At 61.9% G+C, this 18,998-nt stretch carries 16 protein-coding genes; 7 read left to right on the top strand and 9 right to left on the bottom strand.

Features of this window, described 5'->3' with window-relative positions; all coding sequences use genetic code 11:
- Window positions 1-125: 125 nt before the first annotated feature.
- From lspA to LAD35_RS16675, 3 genes are all read right to left on the bottom strand, one after another.
- Window positions 126-629 (bottom strand): signal peptidase II, encoded by a 504-nt coding sequence (gene lspA, locus LAD35_RS16685; RefSeq protein WP_224150096.1) that lies wholly within the window; start codon window positions 627-629, stop codon window positions 126-128.
- A 123-nt stretch (window positions 630-752) separates the two neighbouring features.
- Complete coding sequence (gene ileS / locus LAD35_RS16680; protein ID WP_224150095.1) at window positions 753-3,608, bottom strand: isoleucine--tRNA ligase; 2,856 nt, start codon at window positions 3,606-3,608, stop codon at window positions 753-755.
- A 155-nt stretch (window positions 3,609-3,763) separates the two neighbouring features.
- The gene (locus LAD35_RS16675) at window positions 3,764-4,804 is read right to left on the bottom strand and encodes a bifunctional riboflavin kinase/FAD synthetase (protein ID WP_224150094.1); all 1,041 of its coding nucleotides are present in this window, start codon (window positions 4,802-4,804) and stop codon (window positions 3,764-3,766) included.
- Window positions 4,805-4,998: 194 nt separating this feature from the next.
- Between LAD35_RS16675 and LAD35_RS16670 the strand changes: the two genes are divergently transcribed.
- Complete coding sequence (locus tag LAD35_RS16670) at window positions 4,999-5,556, top strand: HNH endonuclease (protein ID WP_184709535.1); 558 nt, start codon at window positions 4,999-5,001, stop codon at window positions 5,554-5,556.
- A 76-nt stretch (window positions 5,557-5,632) separates the two neighbouring features.
- On the opposite strand, the gene LAD35_RS16665 is transcribed toward LAD35_RS16670, so the two are convergent.
- Window positions 5,633-6,952, bottom strand: coding sequence for a methyltransferase (locus tag LAD35_RS16665; protein ID WP_224150093.1), 1,320 nt, complete (start codon window positions 6,950-6,952; stop codon window positions 5,633-5,635).
- A gap of 132 nt (window positions 6,953-7,084) precedes the next feature.
- Here LAD35_RS16665 and purN point away from each other — a divergent pair, with 132 nt between their 5' ends.
- Complete coding sequence (gene purN / locus LAD35_RS16660) at window positions 7,085-7,666, top strand: phosphoribosylglycinamide formyltransferase (protein ID WP_224150092.1); 582 nt, start codon at window positions 7,085-7,087, stop codon at window positions 7,664-7,666.
- 1 nt (window position 7,667) lies between these two features.
- Here purN and LAD35_RS16655 read toward each other — a convergent pair whose 3' ends face one another.
- Complete coding sequence (locus LAD35_RS16655; RefSeq protein WP_224150091.1) at window positions 7,668-7,919, bottom strand: DUF1653 domain-containing protein; 252 nt, start codon at window positions 7,917-7,919, stop codon at window positions 7,668-7,670.
- Window positions 7,920-8,036: 117 nt separating this feature from the next.
- On the opposite strand from LAD35_RS16655, the gene LAD35_RS16650 reads away from it, so the two are divergent.
- Both LAD35_RS16650 and LAD35_RS16645 read left to right on the top strand, forming a co-directional pair.
- Window positions 8,037-9,953 (top strand): M48 family metallopeptidase, encoded by a 1,917-nt coding sequence (locus LAD35_RS16650; RefSeq protein ID WP_224150090.1) that lies wholly within the window; start codon window positions 8,037-8,039, stop codon window positions 9,951-9,953.
- A 60-nt stretch (window positions 9,954-10,013) separates the two neighbouring features.
- Window positions 10,014-11,285 carry an RsmB/NOP family class I SAM-dependent RNA methyltransferase gene (locus tag LAD35_RS16645; RefSeq protein ID WP_224150089.1) on the top strand — a complete coding sequence of 424 codons (1,272 nt, stop codon included), beginning with the start codon at window positions 10,014-10,016 and terminating at the stop codon, window positions 11,283-11,285.
- Window positions 11,286-11,384: 99 nt separating this feature from the next.
- Here LAD35_RS16645 and LAD35_RS16640 read toward each other — a convergent pair whose 3' ends face one another.
- A complete protein-coding gene (locus LAD35_RS16640) occupies window positions 11,385-11,741 on the bottom strand; it encodes a hypothetical protein (protein ID WP_224150088.1) in 357 nt (118 codons plus the stop codon).
- Window positions 11,742-11,934: 193 nt separating this feature from the next.
- Between LAD35_RS16640 and LAD35_RS16635 the strand changes: the two genes are divergently transcribed.
- Window positions 11,935-13,485, top strand: a complete 1,551-nt coding sequence (locus LAD35_RS16635; protein WP_224150087.1) for an aminotransferase-like domain-containing protein — start codon at window positions 11,935-11,937, stop codon at window positions 13,483-13,485.
- Window positions 13,486-13,552: 67 nt separating this feature from the next.
- On the opposite strand, the gene rpmG is transcribed toward LAD35_RS16635, so the two are convergent.
- The 3 genes from rpmG to trxB form a co-directional block, all read right to left on the bottom strand.
- Window positions 13,553-13,723, bottom strand: coding sequence for a 50S ribosomal protein L33 (gene rpmG, locus LAD35_RS16630; protein ID WP_184709551.1), 171 nt, complete (start codon window positions 13,721-13,723; stop codon window positions 13,553-13,555).
- 11 nt (window positions 13,724-13,734) lie between these two features.
- Window positions 13,735-13,968 (bottom strand): 50S ribosomal protein L28, encoded by a 234-nt coding sequence (gene rpmB, locus LAD35_RS16625; protein WP_012207163.1) that lies wholly within the window; start codon window positions 13,966-13,968, stop codon window positions 13,735-13,737.
- Window positions 13,969-14,283: 315 nt separating this feature from the next.
- Complete coding sequence (gene trxB, locus LAD35_RS16620; protein WP_224150086.1) at window positions 14,284-15,237, bottom strand: thioredoxin-disulfide reductase; 954 nt, start codon at window positions 15,235-15,237, stop codon at window positions 14,284-14,286.
- A gap of 516 nt (window positions 15,238-15,753) precedes the next feature.
- On the opposite strand from trxB, the gene LAD35_RS16615 reads away from it, so the two are divergent.
- Together LAD35_RS16615 and lolA are read left to right on the top strand one after the other, a co-directional pair.
- Window positions 15,754-18,174, top strand: a complete 2,421-nt coding sequence (locus tag LAD35_RS16615) for a DNA translocase FtsK (protein WP_377779752.1) — start codon at window positions 15,754-15,756, stop codon at window positions 18,172-18,174.
- A 151-nt stretch (window positions 18,175-18,325) separates the two neighbouring features.
- The gene (gene lolA / locus LAD35_RS16610; RefSeq protein ID WP_224150085.1) at window positions 18,326-18,958 is read left to right on the top strand and encodes an outer membrane lipoprotein chaperone LolA; all 633 of its coding nucleotides are present in this window, start codon (window positions 18,326-18,328) and stop codon (window positions 18,956-18,958) included.
- Window positions 18,959-18,998: the final 40 nt, after the last annotated feature.

The raw sequence follows: 18,998 nt of genomic DNA, 5'->3' as shown, positions 1-18,998 counted from the left end.
TTTCACTGGCTTTGGAAGAGGGCTCTATGGGGGCTGCTTGACTTGCTGTGGGGCAGAAGTAAAAAAACCGCCGTCGTTGTACGAGGGCGGTTTTGGGCGAGGTGCGATGCGGCTAGCTTTTCGGGCTAGGCCTGCTCGCCGCGCTTCATGCGCAGCAACTCGTCCAGAATCAGCAGGATGGCGCCAATGGTGATGGCGGTATCGGCCAGGTTGAAGGCGGGGAAATGGCTGCCCGCCCAGTGGAAATCGAGCATGTCCACCACATAGCCGTGGCGCATGCGGTCCACCACGTTGCCCACGGCGCCGCCCAGAATGCAACTGAGCGACAGGCAGAACAGCGTTTTGTGGCTGTATTTGTAAAGCTGCCATGCAATGACCACGCCCACTACGACGCCTATGCCGGTGAACAGCCAGCGTTGCCAGCCACCGGCGGTAGCCAGAAACGAGAAGGCTGCGCCGGGGTTGTGCGCGCGCACGATATTGAAGAAGCCGGTGATGGTGGTGTACTCGCCCAACTGGTAGTGGGACAGAATCCATTCCTTGGTCCACTGGTCCAGCCAGAACAGTACGGCGGCCAGGGCCAGCCATAGCGCGAAAGCGCGTTTTCCCGTCATCTGCTTGTTGCTCATGTCACTTTGGGTGCAATGGTTTTGATAGCTGTCAGCGCTTGCTGTGCAATATTTTCAAAATCGTTTGATATGGAAAATATTGTCCAGCAGGCGCAAACAGCTCACTTTTTTACAGCAAGACGCTTATGCCTTGGTGCGTACTTCTCCACTGCCGTGCAGGTTGCTGTCGCAACGGCCGCACAGGCTCGGGTGCTCGGGGTTCGCTCCTACATCGGCGCGGTAGTGCCAGCAGCGCTCACACTTGGCATGCTCCGAAGGCGTGACGGTGACCGCCAGTTCGTCGCCTGCCACAGCCTGCGCGCCGGATGTGATGAAGACAAACTTCAGGTCATCGGCCAGCGTTTGCAGCAGCGCCAGGTCTTCATGCTGGGCGGCCACGGTGATCTCGGCCTGCAGCGATGCACCCACCTTGCCTTCGCCACGCACGGTTTCGATATCTTTGTTGACCACGTCGCGGATCTCGCGGATGCGGGTCCACTTGGTGAGCAGCGCGTCATCGCCCTCGGGCAAGTCGGTGAATTTCTCCAGGAAGATGGTGTCGCTGTTGCCCACGATCTTCCAGGCCTCCTCGGCCGTGAACGACAGGAACGGCGCCATCCAGCGCAGCAGCGCCTGGGTGATCTGGTGCAACGCGGTCTGTGCCGAGCGACGGGCCAGGCTCTTGGGTGCCGTGGTGTAGAGCCGGTCCTTGAGCACATCCAGGTAGAAGCCGCCCAGGTCTTCAGAGCAGAACAGCTGCAGCTTAGTAACCACCGGGTGGAATTCATAGACCTGGTAGTGGCCGATGATCTCCTTTTGCAACTGGGCTGCGCGTGCCAGGGCGTACTGGTCGATCTCCAGCATGTCCTTGTAGTCAACGCTTTCAGTCGCCGGATCGAAGTCGCTGGTGTTGGCCAGCAGGAAACGCAGCGTATTGCGGATGCGGCGGTAGGCGTCCACCACGCGGGCGAGGATCTTGTCGTCGATGCCCAGGTCGCCCGAGTAATCGGTGGATGCCACCCACAGGCGGATGATCTCGGCTCCCATCTTGCTGCTCACATCCTGTGGCGCGACGGTGTTGCCCAGCGACTTGGACATTTTCTTGCCCTGGCCGTCCACGGTGAAGCCGTGTGTGAGCAGGCCACGGTAGGGCGCGCGGCCAAAGATGGCAGATGCCAGCAGCAGCGAGCTGTGGAACCAGCCACGGTGCTGGTCGTGGCCTTCGAGGTACAGATCCGCCTCGGGGCCCTGGTCATGGTGCATGTCGGCATGGGTGCCGCGCATCACGTGCCAGAAGGTGCTGCCCGAGTCGAACCACACCTCCAGGATGTCGGTGCTCTTGGTGTAGTTCTTTGCGTCCTCGGCGCCCAGGATTTCTTCGGCCGTGACACGGCTCCAGGCCTCGATGCCGCCTTTTTCAACCATGTCAGCTGCCTGATCGACGATCTCCATGGTGCGCGGGTGCAGGGCACCCGTGTCCACATGCAGGAAGAAGGGGATCGGCACGCCCCAGGAGCGCTGGCGCGAGATGCACCAGTCCGGGCGGCCAGCAATCATGGCACGCAGGCGTTCCTGCCCGTTCTCGGGGTAGAAGCTGGTGTGGTCGATGGCTTCGAGCGCGATCTGGCGCAGGGTCTTCTCGGGCTTCTGGGCCGGGTCGGTGAAAACGCCTTCGCCTTCGTCCATGCGGATGAACCACTGGGCGGCAGCGCGGTAGATCACCGGCGTCTTGTGGCGCCAGCAGTGCGGGTAGCTGTGCGTGATGGTCTTGGAGTCCAGCAGACGGCTTGCTACCTTGAGCGCATCGATGATGACGGGCACGGCCTTCCAGATGTGCTGGCCGCCGAACAGCGGCAGATCGGCTGCGTACACGCCATTGCCCTGCACGGGGTTCAGGATGTCCTTGTAGTCCATGCCGTTGCCCATGCAGGAGTTGAAGTCGTCCACGCCATAGGCTGGTGCCGAGTGGACGATACCGGTACCGTCGTCGGCGGTGGCGTATTCGGCCAGATAGACGGGCGAGATACGGTCAAAACCCTTGTCCACGTGTGCCAGTGGGTGCTTGAAGGGCATATGGTCCAGCTTTTCGCCCTTGGCGGTGGCCAGTACCTTGCCTTCGAGCTTCCAGCGTGCGAGGCATTTCTCGACCAGGGCGGACGCCACGATCAGCAGGCCGCGCTCGGTATCAACCAGGCTGTATTCCAGATCCGGGTTGACGTTGAGTGCCTGGTTGGCTGGAATCGTCCAGGCCGTCGTCGTCCAGATGACGATGAAGGCTTCCTTGTCGAGCTTGGAGAGGCCGAATGCTGCAGCCAGCTTGGCAGGCTCGGCAGCGGGGAACATCACATCCAGGGTCTGGCTCTGCTTGTCGGCGTACTCGATCTCGAATTCGGCGAGTGACGACGCGCAGTCGAAGCACCAGTACACGGGCTTGAGGCCGCGATAGACAAAGCCGCGCTCCATGACCTTTTTGAGCGCGCGCAGCTCCTGCGCCTCGTTGGCGTAGTTCATGGTCTTGTAGGGGTGGTCCCAGTCGCCCAGCACGCCCAGGCGCTTGAAGTCCACCATCTGCTGCTCGATCTGCTCGGTGGCGAAGGCACGGCTCCTGGCCTGCATTTCATCGCGCGGCAGGTTGCGGCCATGGAGCTTTTCGATGGCATTCTCGATCGGCAGGCCGTGGCAATCCCAGCCCGGGACGTACAGTGCGTCGTAGCCTTCGAGCTGGCGGCTCTTGACGATCATGTCCTTGAGGATCTTGTTGACCGCATGACCGATGTGGAGCTTGCCGTTGGCGTAGGGAGGGCCGTCGTGCAGGATGAACATGGGTGCACCATGGCGGGCATCGCGCAGCTTCTTGTACAGACCCTTGTCTTCCCACTCCTTGACCCAGCCCGGCTCGCGCTTGGGCAGATCGCCGCGCATCGGGAAGGGGGTATCAGGCATGTTCAGGGTTGCACGGTACGCAGAGGCTTTTTCTGCATGGGGCGTTTTGTCGGACATAGAAACCTTCAAAGCAAAACACGGTCCTGAACCGGCGCAGAGCAAGGGGTGGGGCCGGTCAGGTTGAAATAGGTGAGCGCAGAAGTGAGGCAGGACGCGCGCGGGCACGCACTTTTACGATGACTTCTGCGCGGCGGGGCGCAGCAAGGTCGGCGTCAAATTCGGTCGCGCGTGGTCTGGCGACGCGTTTCGGCGTGCGTGGGGGTGCTGAAGTAGGCACGGGCGTCTGCGCAGTCTTTGGCAATGCCGACTGTGAGGGCATCGAGACTGTCGTACTTGAGCTCGTCGTGCAATTTGTGTAGGAGTTCCACTCGGATGATTTTACCGTAAGCGCCGTCCCCACCCAGTTCGGCGGGCCATTGCAGGCAATGGGTTTCCAGCAGCACGCGTCCGCCGTTCACATCATTGGGGTCAAGCGAAGGGCGGATGCCAAGATTGGCCACACCGGGCAGCGGTTGTTTGGACAGGCCGTGCACCAGCACCACAAAAATGCCGCTGGCGGCCGGCTTCCAGTGGTCAAAACGCAGGTTCAGCGTACGAAAACCGTCCCCGGCGCCCGCCTGGCTCTCGGCCAGCTGGCGGCCCAGCTTGCGCCCATGCACCACATGGCCGGAGATGGCGTACGGGTAACCCAGCAGTTTGGCGGCCCCTGCCATGTCGCCCAGCGACAGCGCCTGGCGCACCGCCGTGCTGGAGACGCGCAGGCCATCGGACTCGTAGCTGTTCATGCGCGCCACATCAAAGCCCTGCAGGCGACCCGCATTGACCAGCATGCCATAGTCGCCCGCGCGCTTGTGGCCAAAGCGGAAATCGTCGCCGACCAGCAGATAGCCGGTGCCCAGGCCCGCCAGCAGCACATCGTCAATGAAGGCCTGCGGCGCCTGCGCGGCCAGCCGTGCGTTGAAAGGCAGCACGATGGTCTGGTCGATACCGCATTGGGCGAGCTGATCGAGCTTGTCGCGCAGGGTGGAGATGCGGGCGGGCGCCATGTCAGGCTTGTTCAGCGCCTGCGCAAAGTAGTCGCGCGGGTGGGGCTCGAAGGTGAGCGCGCAACTGGCCAGGCCCCGGCGCTGGGCTTCGCTGCGCAACAAGGCCAGCATGGCCTGGTGGCCACGATGCACGCCGTCGAAGTTACCGATGGTGACGGCGCAATGGCGAGTGACCTGGGGGTGATCGAATCCTCGGAAGATTTTCATCGTTGCTTTAGTTTTTATAGCTGCTTGCGCGCATTGGCCGCGCGCTGGTGTCAAATTTCACAATAAAAGTGTATATTGACCATTATGGCTTGGAGCCCAGGCACCTGCATGGCATGCATGGTGGTGCCAGTGTCTTTGATGGCATGCGGGCTCTGCGGTATCTGGATCTATTCCCAATGTGCAGGAGGCCCATTGTGAAGGTGTTGAAGCTATCGGCAAGCGGCGTACCCCAATCCTGGATCACTTTGCAGGAGGCGGTGACGCATTACGCAGCAGACGATGTTCGCTGGGAGGCGGGCTCGCATGTGGCGTGTTTTCGCGGCGGACACAATGCGGTCACCGGCCTGCAGTCGCGCATCGAGGTGGCCAGCATCATCGGCACCCGGGGCAAGCCCAGCATCGATCCGTTTGCCATGCGCATGGCGCTCACCAACAGCAAGCTGTTCTGCCGGGATCGCCAGATCTGCGCCTACTGCGGCCAGTGGTTTGCCGAGGACCATCTGACGCGCGAGCATGTGATTCCCGTCTCGCAAAGAGGGCCCGACACCTGGATGAATGTGGTGACTGCATGTGCGTCATGTAACCATCGCAAGGCAGGGCGCACGCCCGAGCAGGCGCATATGCCGTTGTTGTATGCGCCCTACACGCCAAGCCTGTGGGAAGACTTCATCCTGCGCAACCGTCGCATTCTGGCGGACCAGATGGAATTTCTGATGGCACATGTGCCCAAAAGCTCGCGTCTGGCGGCATAGCCTCGTCGATGCTTGCCCATTGAATGAAAAAAGGCCTTGCAGACATGCAAGGCCTTTTGCCTGGAGGGCTGGGAGATCAGCCTTCCTTGGGCTTGAAAGCCGTCACCACGAAACCGTCTACCGGCTGGCCCGCTTCCATGCGCAGATCCACATCCTTAGTGTCGACGCGCTCAAAACCGGCTGCCTTGGCCAGACGCACGGTACTGGCCAGCGTGTGGGTATAGCGGCCAAACGGTTGCAACTGGCTGTCGGGGCCGGTCACATCACCGTGCTCGCACGAGAAGATCAGCACGCCTCCAGGGGCCAGCACGCGATAGGCATCTGCCAGCGTTTGCTGCAGGTCACCCACGTAGATCAGCACATCCAGCGCGGTGATGGCTTCAAAGGTGTTGGCCGGTGTAGCTGACAGCGCTTCGAGCAGATTGACCTGGTGGAACTTGTAGTACACCTTGTGCTTGGCGGCTTCGGCCAGCATCTTGGATGACATGTCCACACCCAGGATATAGCCATCAATGGGGCCCAGTACGGCGCCCAGCAGTCCGGTGCCGCAGCCCAGGTCCAGCAGGTTGAAGCGCCGGTCTGGGAAGATTTCCAGCAGCTGATCGGCCGCCAGCTTGGGCAGGCGATAGCCCAGAGCGCGCACCATGTGCTTGTCATAGGTGCCGGCCATGTCGTCAAACATGCGGGTGGTCAGTTCCACGGGCACATGGGCGGGTACTTCGCCCTTGGCCAACTGGTGGTAGTACTGGTAGACCTTGTCATCGGCCTTGAGCGCAAGAAGTGCTTCGGTATCAGGCAAGGCGTCTTGCATGGTGCCACGCGCCTGCAGCATCTGCACGCGGGCGATGCGGGCCAGATGGTCGCCAGGCTGCTCGTTGATCAGCGGCTCAAAAACGGCCAGAGCCTCATCCCACTTGTGGATATGGCCCAGATCGACGGCCAGATGGCGGCGCAGGGTCCGGTCGCCCGGCGTGAGTTCGAGCACGCGCTGCAGGTGGCGGATCGCCATCTCGATATTGCCGACGCGGTGGGCAATGTCGACGACGCCGGCAATGACATGCGGGTTGTTGGGCTCCAGTGCAATGACTTTCTCTGCCGCCGCCATGGCTTCGTTGTCGCGGTCATGGCGGGCAAAGAGCAGGGCTTGTTCCAGCAGGCCAGGGCCCCATTCCGGAGCCATGGTGACGCAGCGCTGCATGGCATCAAAGGCACCATGGAGATTGCCAGACTTCTCGGCCATCAGTGCGGCCAGCATGAAAAGGCGAGCATCGCGCGGCGAACGCTGGCGGGCATCGTTCAGGGTTTGCGCGGCACCGGTGAGGTTGCCCACCGAAATCTGGTGGCGGGCAGTTTCAAGGTATTTGCGGATGGGATCGACAGGTGCTTTGGCGCTCATGAAGTGAATCCGGGATGGACCCATGTACATGCATGTACATGGCTGTATGGAAATCAGTAAAGCTTTTGATTATCCGACATTTGGCCCGTGCCTGCGTTTGTGGATGTTGCCGCCTGCGATAATGCCGCCTCCATGAAAAATATCGTGATTCTCATCTCTGGCGGCGGCTCCAACATGGCAGCCATTGTGCGCACTGCGCAGCAGGAGCGCTGGGACACCCGCCTGGGCGCCAGGGTGGTGGCCGTGATGAGCAACAAGGCAGACGCTGGCGGGCTGGAATTTGCCCGCGATCACGGTATTGCGACCGCAGTTGTTGATCACAAGGCCTATGCCAGCCGTGAAGCGTTCGATGCTGCATTGATGGCGCAGATCGATCAGCACTCGCCAGCTTTGGTGGTGCTTGCGGGTTTCATGCGCATTCTTACGCCGGGCTTTGTCAACCATTTTGCCGGTCGCCTGGTCAATATCCATCCTTCTTTGCTGCCCGCATTCGCCGGGCTGCATACCCACCAGCGCGCGATTGATGCGGGCTGCAGGTTTGCTGGCGCTTCGGTGCACATGGTCACGGCTGATCTGGATGCAGGCCCGATCATCGAGCAGGGTCTGGTGCCCGTGCTGCCGGGAGACACGGCTGCCACGCTGGCTGCCCGCGTGATTGTGCAGGAACACCAGATTTACCCGAAGGCCGTGCGTTCCCTGCTGGAGCGCATGTAGTTCAACGCTCCTGCGGCAGAGGGACGTATGCCGCAAAGCGGGGCTCGCGCAAGCCGTTCACCTCCACGGTTTCGTTGAACATGGCAGCTGGCCGCACCCACCACCCGTAGTCGCCATACAGGGCCTGATAGACGACCAGCCATTCTCTGGTTTCGCTGTGGCGTGCCACTTGCATGACCTGGTAGAGCTGTCCTTTGTAGTGGCGATACAAACCGGGCGAAATGCCTGGTGTGCGAGAGGGGCTTTGTTCCATAATCTGAGAATTGTTTGAGGCTATCGGGCCTCGCATTGAAAAAGAAGTGGCTCATCGTGCGCTGCAGACGGTATTGTCTGCGGCCTCTGGCCTCGATAACAATTTTTGGAGGGTGGGTTGGAGCACATCGTATTTGTGCAGCGGGTGGATGCCTATGAGCAGGCCAGTGCGGAGCAGCCATGGGCTTTCCGCAGGCGGATTCTTGGGTTGACATTGCTGGCTGCAGCATGGATCTGGGGCGGCTTGATTCTGGGGTTGGCATTGCTGGCCTGGGCCGTGTTGTCGTTTGTCAGTGATGGCTTCCAGGGGCTGCAGATCTTTGGTTTCTTTGGTGGCCTGGCGCTGATGTTGAGCGTGCTGCGCCTGACCCGGTCGGACTGGGTGGAGCCGGACGGAATCCATGTGCCGCAGCCCGAATGCCCGCGCGTATATGAAGCGCTGGAACGTATCCGCCAGAAGAATGGTGGCCCGCGCGTCCATCACCTGGTGATCACCGAAGACTATAGCGCACGCATTGTGCAGCAGGTGCGGCTTGGCGGTTTGCTGCCGGAGCGCAACTACCTGTTGCTGGGCTTGCCGCTGGCCATGGCGATCGACCGCCCGCGTCTCATTGCGGTGCTGACGCAGGAATACGCACACCTGCGGCGCAACCAGGGCTGGCTCGGTGCTTGGGTGTACCGCGGCCGCCGCCGCATGCAGCGCTTGCGCGACCGCCTGTCCGATGCGCGCCAGATGACCCGTCTGGGCTGGCTGAACGAGCGTTTCATGCGCTGGTACCTGCCGCGCTGGTGGGCCGCCAGCTTTGTGGTGGCCCGGCATGACGAACTGGTGGCAGACCGCCTGGCCGCCAGGTTGGTGAGCAAGCAGTTGATGGGCGACGCGCTGTCCGAGGTGGCTGTGCGCGGGCGCTGGCTGCGCGAGCGGTTCTGGACCATGCATTGGTCGCGCGCCCATGAGCTGCAGCAGGCCATCGGCCCTTTCAGCCTGATGGCCGGGGTGATGAACCACAGCATGGATGTGAACTGGGTGTACCAGGCCTGGAAGCAGGAGTATCAGGCGCTTGCGAGCTATGAAGACACGGCCCCCAGTCTGCGGGAGAGGCTGGACGCGCTGGATGTGCCGCCGGGTCTGACCCCCATGTCCAGCAGCAACTGCTTGGCATGGCTGGGCAAGCGCTCGGACCGCTGGATCGAACTGCTGGACGACCGTTGGTGCCTGCGGTTTGGTTCCGATTGGCAGGTGCATCGGCAAGTGCTGCAGCAAACCCATGCACGGGTGCAATCGCTGATGCCGCGCGAGCCCTATCTGCAGGCGGACAGTCTGGTGGAACTGGGCTGGTACATGCAGGCAGGTGCGTTCCGGGATGATCCACAGCCTTTCTACCAGCGGGCCCTGGAGCAGCAGGCTGATTGCAAGCGAGCCATCGGCGCGTTCGCAAGCCTGTATATCGATATGGACCCGGAGGCGCAACTGCCCTATCTGGCGCAGGCTTTCGAAGTGCTGCCGGCCATGCGCGGCCAGTGGTGCAACCTTGCGCGGGGCGTGCTGGATGTGCTGGAAGCCGACGAGCACTACGAGGCGCCGATCCGCCGCGCCAGGCGGGAGTGGGCCAGGCGCGAGGAGCTTGCCCAGCAGTTGCGCACGAACCTGTCCGAGGAAGTGAATGACCTGGGCCTGCTCCACCAAGCTAGGTCGTATGCCGAACTGGGCGAGCCGTTGTGGGAATCGGAGCTGGCGGTGATCCAGTTGCACCTGGCGGCAGCCAAACGGCTGCGTCGTGCATGGTTGCTGGTGCGGCCGCTGCAATCGATGCGCGGATCGCAGGCCTTGCTGCTGGTGCTGGATCGCCCAGGCGTCGGCTACCAGGAAGACCGTCTCTGGCATGCCCAGTTGCGCGGGTATCTGGAACGCGAGCTGTTGGTCACGCGTCTGATGCCGCTGTGGCTGGTCAGCCTGGAGGAGCTGGGCGACAAGGCGGGGCTGGTGCTTTCGGAAATCCCCGCTGCCTTGTTCTATGACCGCACCGTGGCATAGCGCAGTGCCGGGTAGCCGGTGGCGGTGCCCGGATACTGGCGCAATGGGACAATAGCGCCCATGCATCCCAAAGCCTTACTAGATGCCTGCGCCGAGCTGGTGGCGCAGGTCCTGACTTTTGAACACCCGGCAGATGCCGTGGTGTCGCGATATTTCCGAGACCACCGCAACCTGGGCCCGCGCGAGCGGGCCACCCTGGCCGAGACGGCCTATACGGTGTTGCGCAAGAAAACCCTGTTTGAGACGCTGGCCCGCTCGGGCAGCGGCGCGCGTGAGAGGCGCCTGGCAATCCTCGGGTTTGCCGGCCCGCGCAGCTTTGTCAAAAGCGCACTCAATCCGGCCGAGGTGAAATGGCTCGATGAATGTGACGCCATTACGCCTGACAGCCTGATGCCGCAGCACCGTCACAACCTGCCCGAATGGCTGGTGGAGCCACTGCAGGCACAGGTGGGCGACCAGTTCGAGCAACTGGCCGCTAGCATGCTGGAGATGGCGCCGCTCGACCTGCGCGCCAATGCGCTCAGCACCAAGCGCGCCGACCTGCAAAAGGAGCTGAAGGCCGTCGGCATTGCCGCAGAGCCCACGCCATATTCGCCCTGGGGCCTGCGCGTGGCTGACAAGCCAGCGCTCTCGCGCCTGGAGGCCTTTCAAAAGGGTCGGGTGGAGGTGCAGGACGAAGGCTCGCAACTACTGGCATTGCTGCTGGATGCCAAGCGTGGCGAGATGGTGACCGACTTCTGCGCGGGCGCTGGCGGCAAGACGCTGGCCATTGGCGCCTCCATGCGCAGCACTGGGCGCCTGTATGCGTTTGACGTGTCGGCCCACCGGCTGGAGGCGCTCAAGCCGCGCCTGGCCCGCTCGGGACTGTCGAACGTGCACCCTGCCGCCATTGCGCACGAGCGTGACGAACGCATCAAGCGCCTCGCAGGCAAAATGGACCGCGTTCTGGTGGATGCACCATGCTCAGGCCTTGGCACCCTGCGCCGCAACCCGGACCTCAAGTGGCGCCAAAGCCAGAAGGCCATCGACGAATTGACCGTCAAGCAGGCGGCCATCCTGGGCAGTGCTGCACGCATGGTCAAAAGCGGCGGGCGTCTGGTGTATGCCACCTGTAGCATCCTGCCTGCTGAAAACGAGGCCATTGCCGAGGCGTTTGCTGCTGCCCACCCCGATTTTGTGCCGCTGGATGCGGGTGAACTGCTCATCGGCCTGAAGGTGGAGAATGCCGCCAGCCTGTGCAGCGGCGGTGACACCGGCAGCCAGTACCTGCGTCTGTGGCCGCATCTGCACCAGACGGATGGCTTCTTTGCCGCAGTGTGGCAAAGAAAATAGTACTGAAAATGCCTTTCAGTGCTTGATGGATAAGCGCTGAAAGCTATCAAAAGAGAAGTATTTCGGGCCACGCAATGTGGCCCGTTTCTTGGGGGGCCCTCAGCGGCTCCACCCCACCCAACGCGCCAAGGCCAGCCATGCGCCATGCCAGCCAGCGTAAGCGCGCTCGGCCAGGTGCAATTGCACGGGTTCGGAGCCCTGTGCCTCTAGCCAATGCCAGCCTGCATGGGCACCGTTGCAATACGGTGCATCGCCTGCGTCGAGCTTCAGTGCCGGGGACCAGGGGGAGCTGATCTGCAGGTGGCCGCCGGTACAAAGGAGGGTGCTGCCCGCTTCCAGGTGGCACCACAGGCCCTGGCTAGGGGCAATCTGCAGGGGTATGACCTGTTCGCCGCAAGTGTGAGGGGCAGTCCGGCCAAGCGTTTTGGAGAGCGTGTGTGGGTGGCTGAGGCGCATGGTGAAGCTTTCACAGTAGAGGCCTCTAGCGTAAAAAATCGTGCTGCAACGCAACAGACACAGGTGACCACGCTGTGATGCGGAACAGGGCATTGGAGTTGCTGCTGTTCTGGTTCAAAATCGTGGCATCTGTATCTGTTCTGGTCGATTGAAAAGACGGACGATACAGAGCTTGCGAGCCTGGAATCACCCCATGTCCCTGATAGACGAAAGCCTGCTGGCGCCCCCTGCGACCCATCGCCAAGTACCCGTGCTACCGGTGCTGGATGCATCGGATGCTGCCGATGACACCTTTTTGTATGAGCGCATTGCTGCGCACTTTGAGCAGGCCATTGCCCAGCAGACGCTGGGCGTGGGCGCGCGCATGCCCTCGGTGCGCGAGATCCGGCGCCTGCACCATGTCAGTCACAGCACGGCGTTGCAGGTGCTGCGCGTGCTGGAGTCGCGTGGCCTGATCGAGGCCAGGCCCCGCGTGGGCTACTTTGTCTGCGATACCGCCTTGCAGATGCCCGCCGCACGTGAGCCATTGCGCCTGGCGCCCATGCCCATGCAGGACAATCGCTTCGAGGGCATTGGCGCGCGCGCTGCCGAGTACCTGAACAAGGCGCGGCTTCGGGGCCCGCTGCTGGTCGATCTGGGCAGTGCCATGCCGGCGCCCGAACTGTTCGATGCCAAGCTGCTGAACCACCATGCTGTGGCCCTGTTGCGCGAGCAGCCGCAGATACTGGTGCATGGTCCCTCTGCGCCGTTCACCCACCCGGAGTTTCAGGCCTCCATGGCGCGTTATGCACTCAGTTTTGGCGTGCGCGTGGCTCCGATGGATGTGGCCGCCACCTTTGGCAATTCGGAAGCTGTGAATCTGGCCCTGGATGCGCTGACCCAGCCCGGCGACATGGTAGCGATCGAATCTCCGGCTTTTTACGGTATCTTGCAAGCTGTGGAGGCTAAAAAGCTGCAAACACTCGAAATTCCATCGAGTCCGCACACCGGTATGTCGCTCGAAGCGCTGGAGTTGGCGCTGCGCACGCATCCGCAGCTCAAGGCCGTTGTCGTGGTGCCGCACCTGCAGATGCCGCAGGGCGCCACCATGCCCGACAGCCACAAACAGCGCCTGGTGGTGCTGTGCCGTACCTATGGCGTGGCGCTGATCGAGGACGATATCTACCGCGAATTTGTCGAGACCGACGAAGTGCTGCGCCCTTGCAAGGCCTGGGATACCGACGGCACGGTGATCTATTGTTCATCGCTCTCCAAAAGCTATGCGCCGGGGCTGCGCCTGGGCTGGATGAACGCGGGCCGCTGGCAGGAGCGGGTGCAGATGATCAAGTTTGCCCGTTCGCGCAATCTGCCGGTGTGGCCGCAACTGCTGGGTGCGCGCACGGTAGGCTCGCCCGCCTACATGCGCCATCTGGTGCGGCTGCGGCAGCAATTGCGCGTGCAGCGGCAGGCGGCTGCGCAGGCGGTGGCGCGGTATTTCCCCATCGGCACACGCCTCAGCTTGCCAGCCGGGGGGCTTGCCATCTGGCTGGAGCTGCCCGAGCTGGTCTCGGCCAGCCGCCTGTATGACGAAGCTTTAGCGGTCGGCATTCGTATTGCGCCGGGCGATATGTTCAGCAACACGGGCCATTACGACCACTTTGTGCGGCTGAGCTGTGGCATGCCATTCACGCCGCAGGTGGAAGAGGGCTACCACACCCTGGGCCGCATGATGCACGCCCAGCTGGGCATGCCGCCCAGGGCTTGATGGAGCATGCGGGCATAAAAAAACCGCCTGACTTGCGCCGGGCGGTTCTTTGATCAGCAAGGCCGAATTACTTCAGCTTCACTTCCTTGTACTCGACGTGCTTGCGAGCCTTGGGATCGAACTTGGTGATTGCCATCTTTTCAGGCATCGTCTTCTTGTTCTTGGTGGTCGTGTAGAAGTGACCGGTGCCTGCAGTCGATTGCAGCTTGATTTTTTCGCGTCCGCCTTTGGAAGCCATGGTGTATCTCCTTAAGCTTGGCCACGTGCGCGCAGGTCTGCGAGCACAGAATCAATACCGTTCTTGTCGATCAGACGCAGGGCAGCGCTGGAAACACGCAGGCGCACCCAGCGGTTTTCCGATTCCACCCAGAAACGGCGATATTGCAGGTTCGGCAGGAACCGGCGCTTGGTTTTGTTGTTGGCGTGGGAAACGTTGTTTCCCACCATGGGCTTCTTGCCCGTTACTTCGCAAACGCGTGCCATCAGGACACTCCGAAAGTTTTAACAGCTGCGCGCCCTGGCTGCGTCACAAAGAGCAGCTCGGCTTGCAGCCTCACCTCGCCAATCAAAGGGTGGCGGTAGCCCATGTTCACTGCCAACTGGCAGGCCAGCCGGCAGTAGTTTCCTGTTCACGCGCCGTGGATTGCGAAAGAGATGCAAAAGGCGGCAAGCAGCAAAGCCAAGCATTATAACGCGATTGCCAAAAATAGGCCAGCTTGCGTTGTGTGGGGTTTTGTGGCCGCCGCTCCGTTGCTCTGCGGCCTCTCCGCAGCGCGCGCTATTTTTGTTTGTTCCTGCTTATTCCTGTTCCAGAAAACGCTGCGCATCCAGCGCGGCCATGCAGCCCGTGCCTGCGCTGGTGATGGCCTGGCGGTAGACATGGTCCTGCACGTCGCCTGCGGCAAAGATGCCGGGTACGCTGGTTTGCGTGGCAAAGCCGCCACGGCCCATCTGCGTGACGAGGTAGCCGTTTTCCATTTCCAGCTGGCCCTGGAAGATGTCCGTATTGGGGTGGTGGCCGATGGCAATGAAGCAGCCCTGCAGCTGGATGTCTTCGGTATGGCCGTCCTGCGTGCTCTTGATGCGAATGCCGTTCACGCCCGATGCGTCGCCCAGCACTTCATCCAGCGTGAAATGGGTCTTGAGCTCAATCTTGCCTTCCTTGACCTTTTCCATCAGCTTGTCCACCAGAATGGGCTCGGCCTTGAATTTGTCGCGACGGTGCACCAGGGTCACCTTGCTGGCAATGTTGGACAGGTACAGCGCCTCTTCCACGGCGGTGTTGCCGCCGCCGATCACGCAGACGGGTTGCTCACGGTAGAAGAAACCGTCGCAGGTGGCGCAGGCCGAAACGCCGCGGCCCATGAAGGCCTCTTCCGAAGGCAGGCCGAGGTACTTGGCCGAGGCGCCAGTGGCGATGATCAGGCTGTCGCAGGTATAGGTGCCGCTGTCACCGGTCAGGGTGAAGGGGCGCTTGCTGAAATCGACCTTGTTGATGTGGTCGAAAATGATCTGTGTCTTGAAGCGCTCTGCGTGCTCCAGAAAGCGCTGCATCAGCTCCGGGCCTTGCACGCCCATCACATCGGCTGGCCAGTTGTCCACTTCGGTCGTGGTGGTCAGCTGGCCGCCCTGGGCCATGCCGGTGATCAGCACCGGGTCGAGGTTGGCGCGGGCGGCGTAGATGGCAGCGGTGTAGCCGGCAGGGCCCGAGCCCAGAATCAGCACCTTGGCGTGTTGGTTGACGGAAGACATGGAACTCCTATCGCATTCGTGGGGCGGGCGCTGCGCACCCACCAGTCAAAAAGGCAGCGCCGACCGGGCAAGCACAGTCGGCGGTAACACCCAAGAGTATCGAACACAACGGCCTGCCCGTGGATGGTTTGTATCAATGTCCTTGATCGCCACAAGCCATCTTGGGCGGAGATTCTCAATTTGGTGCGCTGCAGCAAATGACAACAATCGTCCAATGCAGATTGGCCGGACATGGCTGTTTTGAGGCTTGTCAAGTTGCTGGCGCAATTACAAAGTGTTTCTTGAGCGGAATGAGTGCTTCTGTTTTCATAGCTTGCGGCGTTTATATGCTGGGCACAGTACGGAGTTTTTATTAGAAATTGCCTTGGGGAAGCAGGAAAAAGGCATCCGCAGGCAAGCGCTTGCTCTGTTGGCGCGCACAGCGGCCCGCGTCGCTGTACCGCATCACTGTGGCCGACATGTCTGTTTTGCTATCGAATTTGTATTGCTCTTCAGGTAAGCTCTTGCCCTTAGGTTATGGCTACTAATTCAACGAAAAAATCGAACGCGCACCACAGCGCTGGCACCTCGCTGGTCATGGGGGTGCGCCGCTTTGGGCATGAGCTGGTCCTCATCATCACTTTCCTGATGATGGCATTCTGCGTGGCGGCCATGGTGAGCTACTCGCCCAAGGATCCGGCGTGGTCCACCTCGGGCACGCAGGCGGCGGGGCACGTCAGCAACTGGATGGGGCGCCTGGGCGCCATGATCTCCGATGGCGGCTACTTCATGGTCGGTTTTTCCGTCTGGTGGCTGGTGGTGGCTGCCGTGCTGGCCTGGTTTTCGTCGCTGGCGCGCTGGCTGCGCGCCGGTGAAAACCCGCCGGGCGACCCACGTCCACTGTGGTGGCGCCGTATCGTGTTCTGGGGCGGGCTGCTGCTGCTGCTGCTGGCCAGCTCGGCGCTGGAATGGTCGCGCCTGTACCGCTTCGAGCCCAAGCTGCCCGGCGCGGCTGGCGGTGTGCTTGGCTACCTGCTGGGCCCGCTGGCGGAAAAATGGATGGGTTTTACCGCCTCCGGCATCGTGGGCGTCATGCTGCTGCTGTTGGGCATGTCGTGGATTCTGGGTTTTTCCTGGGGCCAGATCACCGAAAAGGTAGGCGCGGGCATTGAAGGCTTCTTCCAGAAGCTGATGCTGCGCCGCGAAGCGGCCGCCGACAAGGCGGTCGGCAAGAAGGCCGCCCAGGCCCGCGAGGCCGAGGTGAGCAGTGCTGCCCCTGCTGCAGCCCGTGTCGATCCGTCCGGTGATGGCTTTGACAGCATGTTCGACCTGCCACCGCAGGGCAAGGCTGTGCGCCCGGTACAGGCGGAGCCGGGGCTGCATATTGCCGAGCCCATCAAGCCGCAGGCCCAGCCCAGCGCCCGGGTGGTGAAGGAGCGTCAGAAGCCGCTGTTCAATGAATTGAGCGATACGCGCCTTCCGCAGGTCGATCTGCTGGATCCTGCGCCCAAGGTGCAGGAGACGGTGTCGTACGAGACGCTGGAGATGACCAGCCGCCTGATCGAGAAAAAGCTCAAGGATTTTGGCGTGGAGGTCCGCGTGGTCGAGGCTGCGCCTGGCCCGGTGATCACCCGCTACGAAATCGAACCCGCCACCGGCGTCAAGGGCTCGCAGATCGTCAACCTCGCCAAGGATCTGGCGCGCTCGCTCTCGCTCGTGTCGATTCGCGTGGTGGAGACTATCCCCGGCAAGAACTACATGGCGCTGGAGCTGCCCAACGCCAAGCGCCAGACCATCCGCCTGACGGAGATCCTGGGCTCCCACGAGTACCACGAGGCCAAAAGCCTGCTCACCATGGGCCTGGGCAAGGACATCATCGGCAAGCCTGTGGTGGCCGATCTGGCCAAGATGCCGCACGTGCTGGTGGCCGGTACCACCGGTTCGGGCAAGTCGGTGGGTATCAACGCCATGATCCTCTCGGTGCTCTACAAGGCCGAGGCCAAGGACGTGCGCTTGATGATGATCGACCCCAAGATGCTGGAAATGTCGGTCTACGAAGGCATTCCGCACCTGTTGTGCCCGGTGGTGACCGATATGAAGCAGGCCGCCAATGGCCTGAACTGGTGCGTGGCCGAAATGGAGCGTCGCTACAAGCTGATGAGCAAGCTGGGCGTGCGCAACCTGGCCGGCTACAACACCAAGATCGACGAGGCCAAGGCGCGCGAGGAGTTCATTCCCAACCCCTTCAGCCTGACGCCCGAGACCCCCGAGCCGCTGCAGCGCCTGCCGCACATTGTGGTGGTGATCGACGAGCTGGCCGACCTGATGATGGTGGTGGGCAAGAAGATCGAAGAGCTCATTGCCCGCCTGGCGCAGAAGGCGCGCGCAGCCGGTATCCACCTGGTGCTGGCCACCCAGCGGCCCAGCGTCGATGTGATCACCGGCCTCATCAAGGCCAACATCCCCTCGCGCATTGCCTTTTCGGTCGGCTCCAAGATCGACAGCCGCACCATTCTCGACCAGATGGGCGCCGAAGCGCTCCTGGGTATGGGCGACATGCTGTACATGGCCAGCGGCACGGGCCTGCCGGTGCGCGTGCATGGCGCCTTTGTCTCGGATGACGAAGTGCACCGCGTGGTCAGCTACCTCAAGGAGCAGGGCGAGCCCGATTACATCGAAGGCGTGCTCGAAGGTGGCACGGGCGACGGCGATTCTGGCTTTGGCGATGAGGACGGCGGCGGCAGCGGCGAAAAGGACCCGATGTACGACCAGGCGGTCGAGATCGTGCTCAAGGACCGCAAGGCCAGCATCTCGTACGTGCAGCGCAAGCTGCGCATCGGCTACAACCGTTCGGCCAACCTGCTCGAAGAGATGGAGCGTGCAGGGCTGGTGAGTGCGCTCACCGGCAGCGGCCAGCGTGAGGTGCTGGTGGCCCACAGGCCCGGCGGCGACGAGTGATGCAGGCGGTTACCAGCATCTCTGCCGCGTAAATTAGCGCAAAAGGCACCGAAAACCTGGCAGTTGCCGGCACTTTCGGTGCCTTTTGCATTCCAACCCCATAATCTGCCCCATTGCGCAGGCGCTGGCCTGTGTCCAGAAAGGAATTCGGATGAAATATTGGATTGCCGCCGCCGCACTGGCTGGCTTCAGCAGCTGGGCTCAGGCTGATGGCCTGCAAAGCCTTGAACAGTTTCTGAAAAATTCGCAGGCTGGCGAAGCCAGCTTTACCCAGACAGTCACCTCGCCCGCCAAGGAAGGCCAGGCGCCGCGCGTCAAGACTTCCAGCGGCAGCTTTGCATTCCAGCGGCCGGGCAAGTTCAAGTTTCTGTACAAGAAGCCTTTCGAGCAGACCATCGTGGCTGACGGCACCACCTTGACCCTATTCGACGCCGATCTGAACCAGGTCACCCAACGCCAGCAGAGCAAGGCCCTGGGCCAGACGCCCGCTGCACTGCTCGCATCCGCAGCCAGCCTGCAGGCCTTGAAGAGCGAATTCAACCTGTCCAATGCCCCCGATGCCGATGGTCAGCAATGGGTGCTGGCCACGCCCAAGGGCCAGGATGGCCAGCTCAAGAATGTGAAGGTCGGCTTCAAGGGCGACGAGCTGACGGCGCTGGAGATCGAAGACGGCTTTGGCCAGCGCTCTGTGGTGCGGTTTGTGGGGCTCAAGACCCTGCCATCGCTCCCCTCGTCTGCCTTTGAATTCAGCATTCCCTCGGGGGCGGAAGTGATCCGGCAGTAAACCGGCGGCAAACCGGAACTCCAATCGTGGAAAAGCCCTG

The sequence above is a fragment of the Comamonas odontotermitis genome (assembly GCF_020080045.1).
In the GTDB taxonomy this organism is placed as follows: Bacteria; Pseudomonadota; Gammaproteobacteria; order Burkholderiales; family Burkholderiaceae_C; genus Comamonas; species Comamonas odontotermitis.
This window is presented reverse-complemented; position numbering and strand designations above follow the sequence as displayed.

Excerpts from the sequence above, each read along its gene's own strand:
- rpmG (WP_184709551.1), bottom strand. The coding sequence starts at position 13,723 with ATGGCTTCCAAAGGCGGACGCGAAAAAATCAAGCTGCAATCGACTGCA.
- LAD35_RS16675 (WP_224150094.1), bottom strand. The coding sequence starts at position 4,804 with ATGAAAATCTTCCGAGGATTCGATCACCCCCAGGTCACTCGCCATTGC.
- lolA (WP_224150085.1), top strand. The coding sequence starts at position 18,326 with ATGAAATATTGGATTGCCGCCGCCGCACTGGCTGGCTTCAGCAGCTGG.
- rpmB (WP_012207163.1), bottom strand. The coding sequence starts at position 13,968 with ATGGCACGCGTTTGCGAAGTAACGGGCAAGAAGCCCATGGTGGGAAAC.
- purN (WP_224150092.1), top strand. The coding sequence starts at position 7,085 with ATGAAAAATATCGTGATTCTCATCTCTGGCGGCGGCTCCAACATGGCA.
- LAD35_RS16665 (WP_224150093.1), bottom strand. The coding sequence starts at position 6,952 with ATGAGCGCCAAAGCACCTGTCGATCCCATCCGCAAATACCTTGAAACT.
- LAD35_RS16635 (WP_224150087.1), top strand. The coding sequence starts at position 11,935 with ATGTCCCTGATAGACGAAAGCCTGCTGGCGCCCCCTGCGACCCATCGC.
- LAD35_RS16655 (WP_224150091.1), bottom strand. The coding sequence starts at position 7,919 with ATGGAACAAAGCCCCTCTCGCACACCAGGCATTTCGCCCGGTTTGTAT.
- LAD35_RS16645 (WP_224150089.1), top strand. The coding sequence starts at position 10,014 with ATGCATCCCAAAGCCTTACTAGATGCCTGCGCCGAGCTGGTGGCGCAG.
- LAD35_RS16615 (WP_377779752.1), top strand. The coding sequence starts at position 15,754 with ATGGCTACTAATTCAACGAAAAAATCGAACGCGCACCACAGCGCTGGC.
- trxB (WP_224150086.1), bottom strand. The coding sequence starts at position 15,237 with ATGTCTTCCGTCAACCAACACGCCAAGGTGCTGATTCTGGGCTCGGGC.
- ileS (WP_224150095.1), bottom strand. The coding sequence starts at position 3,608 with ATGTCCGACAAAACGCCCCATGCAGAAAAAGCCTCTGCGTACCGTGCA.
- lspA (WP_224150096.1), bottom strand. The coding sequence starts at position 629 with ATGAGCAACAAGCAGATGACGGGAAAACGCGCTTTCGCGCTATGGCTG.
- LAD35_RS16640 (WP_224150088.1), bottom strand. The coding sequence starts at position 11,741 with ATGCGCCTCAGCCACCCACACACGCTCTCCAAAACGCTTGGCCGGACT.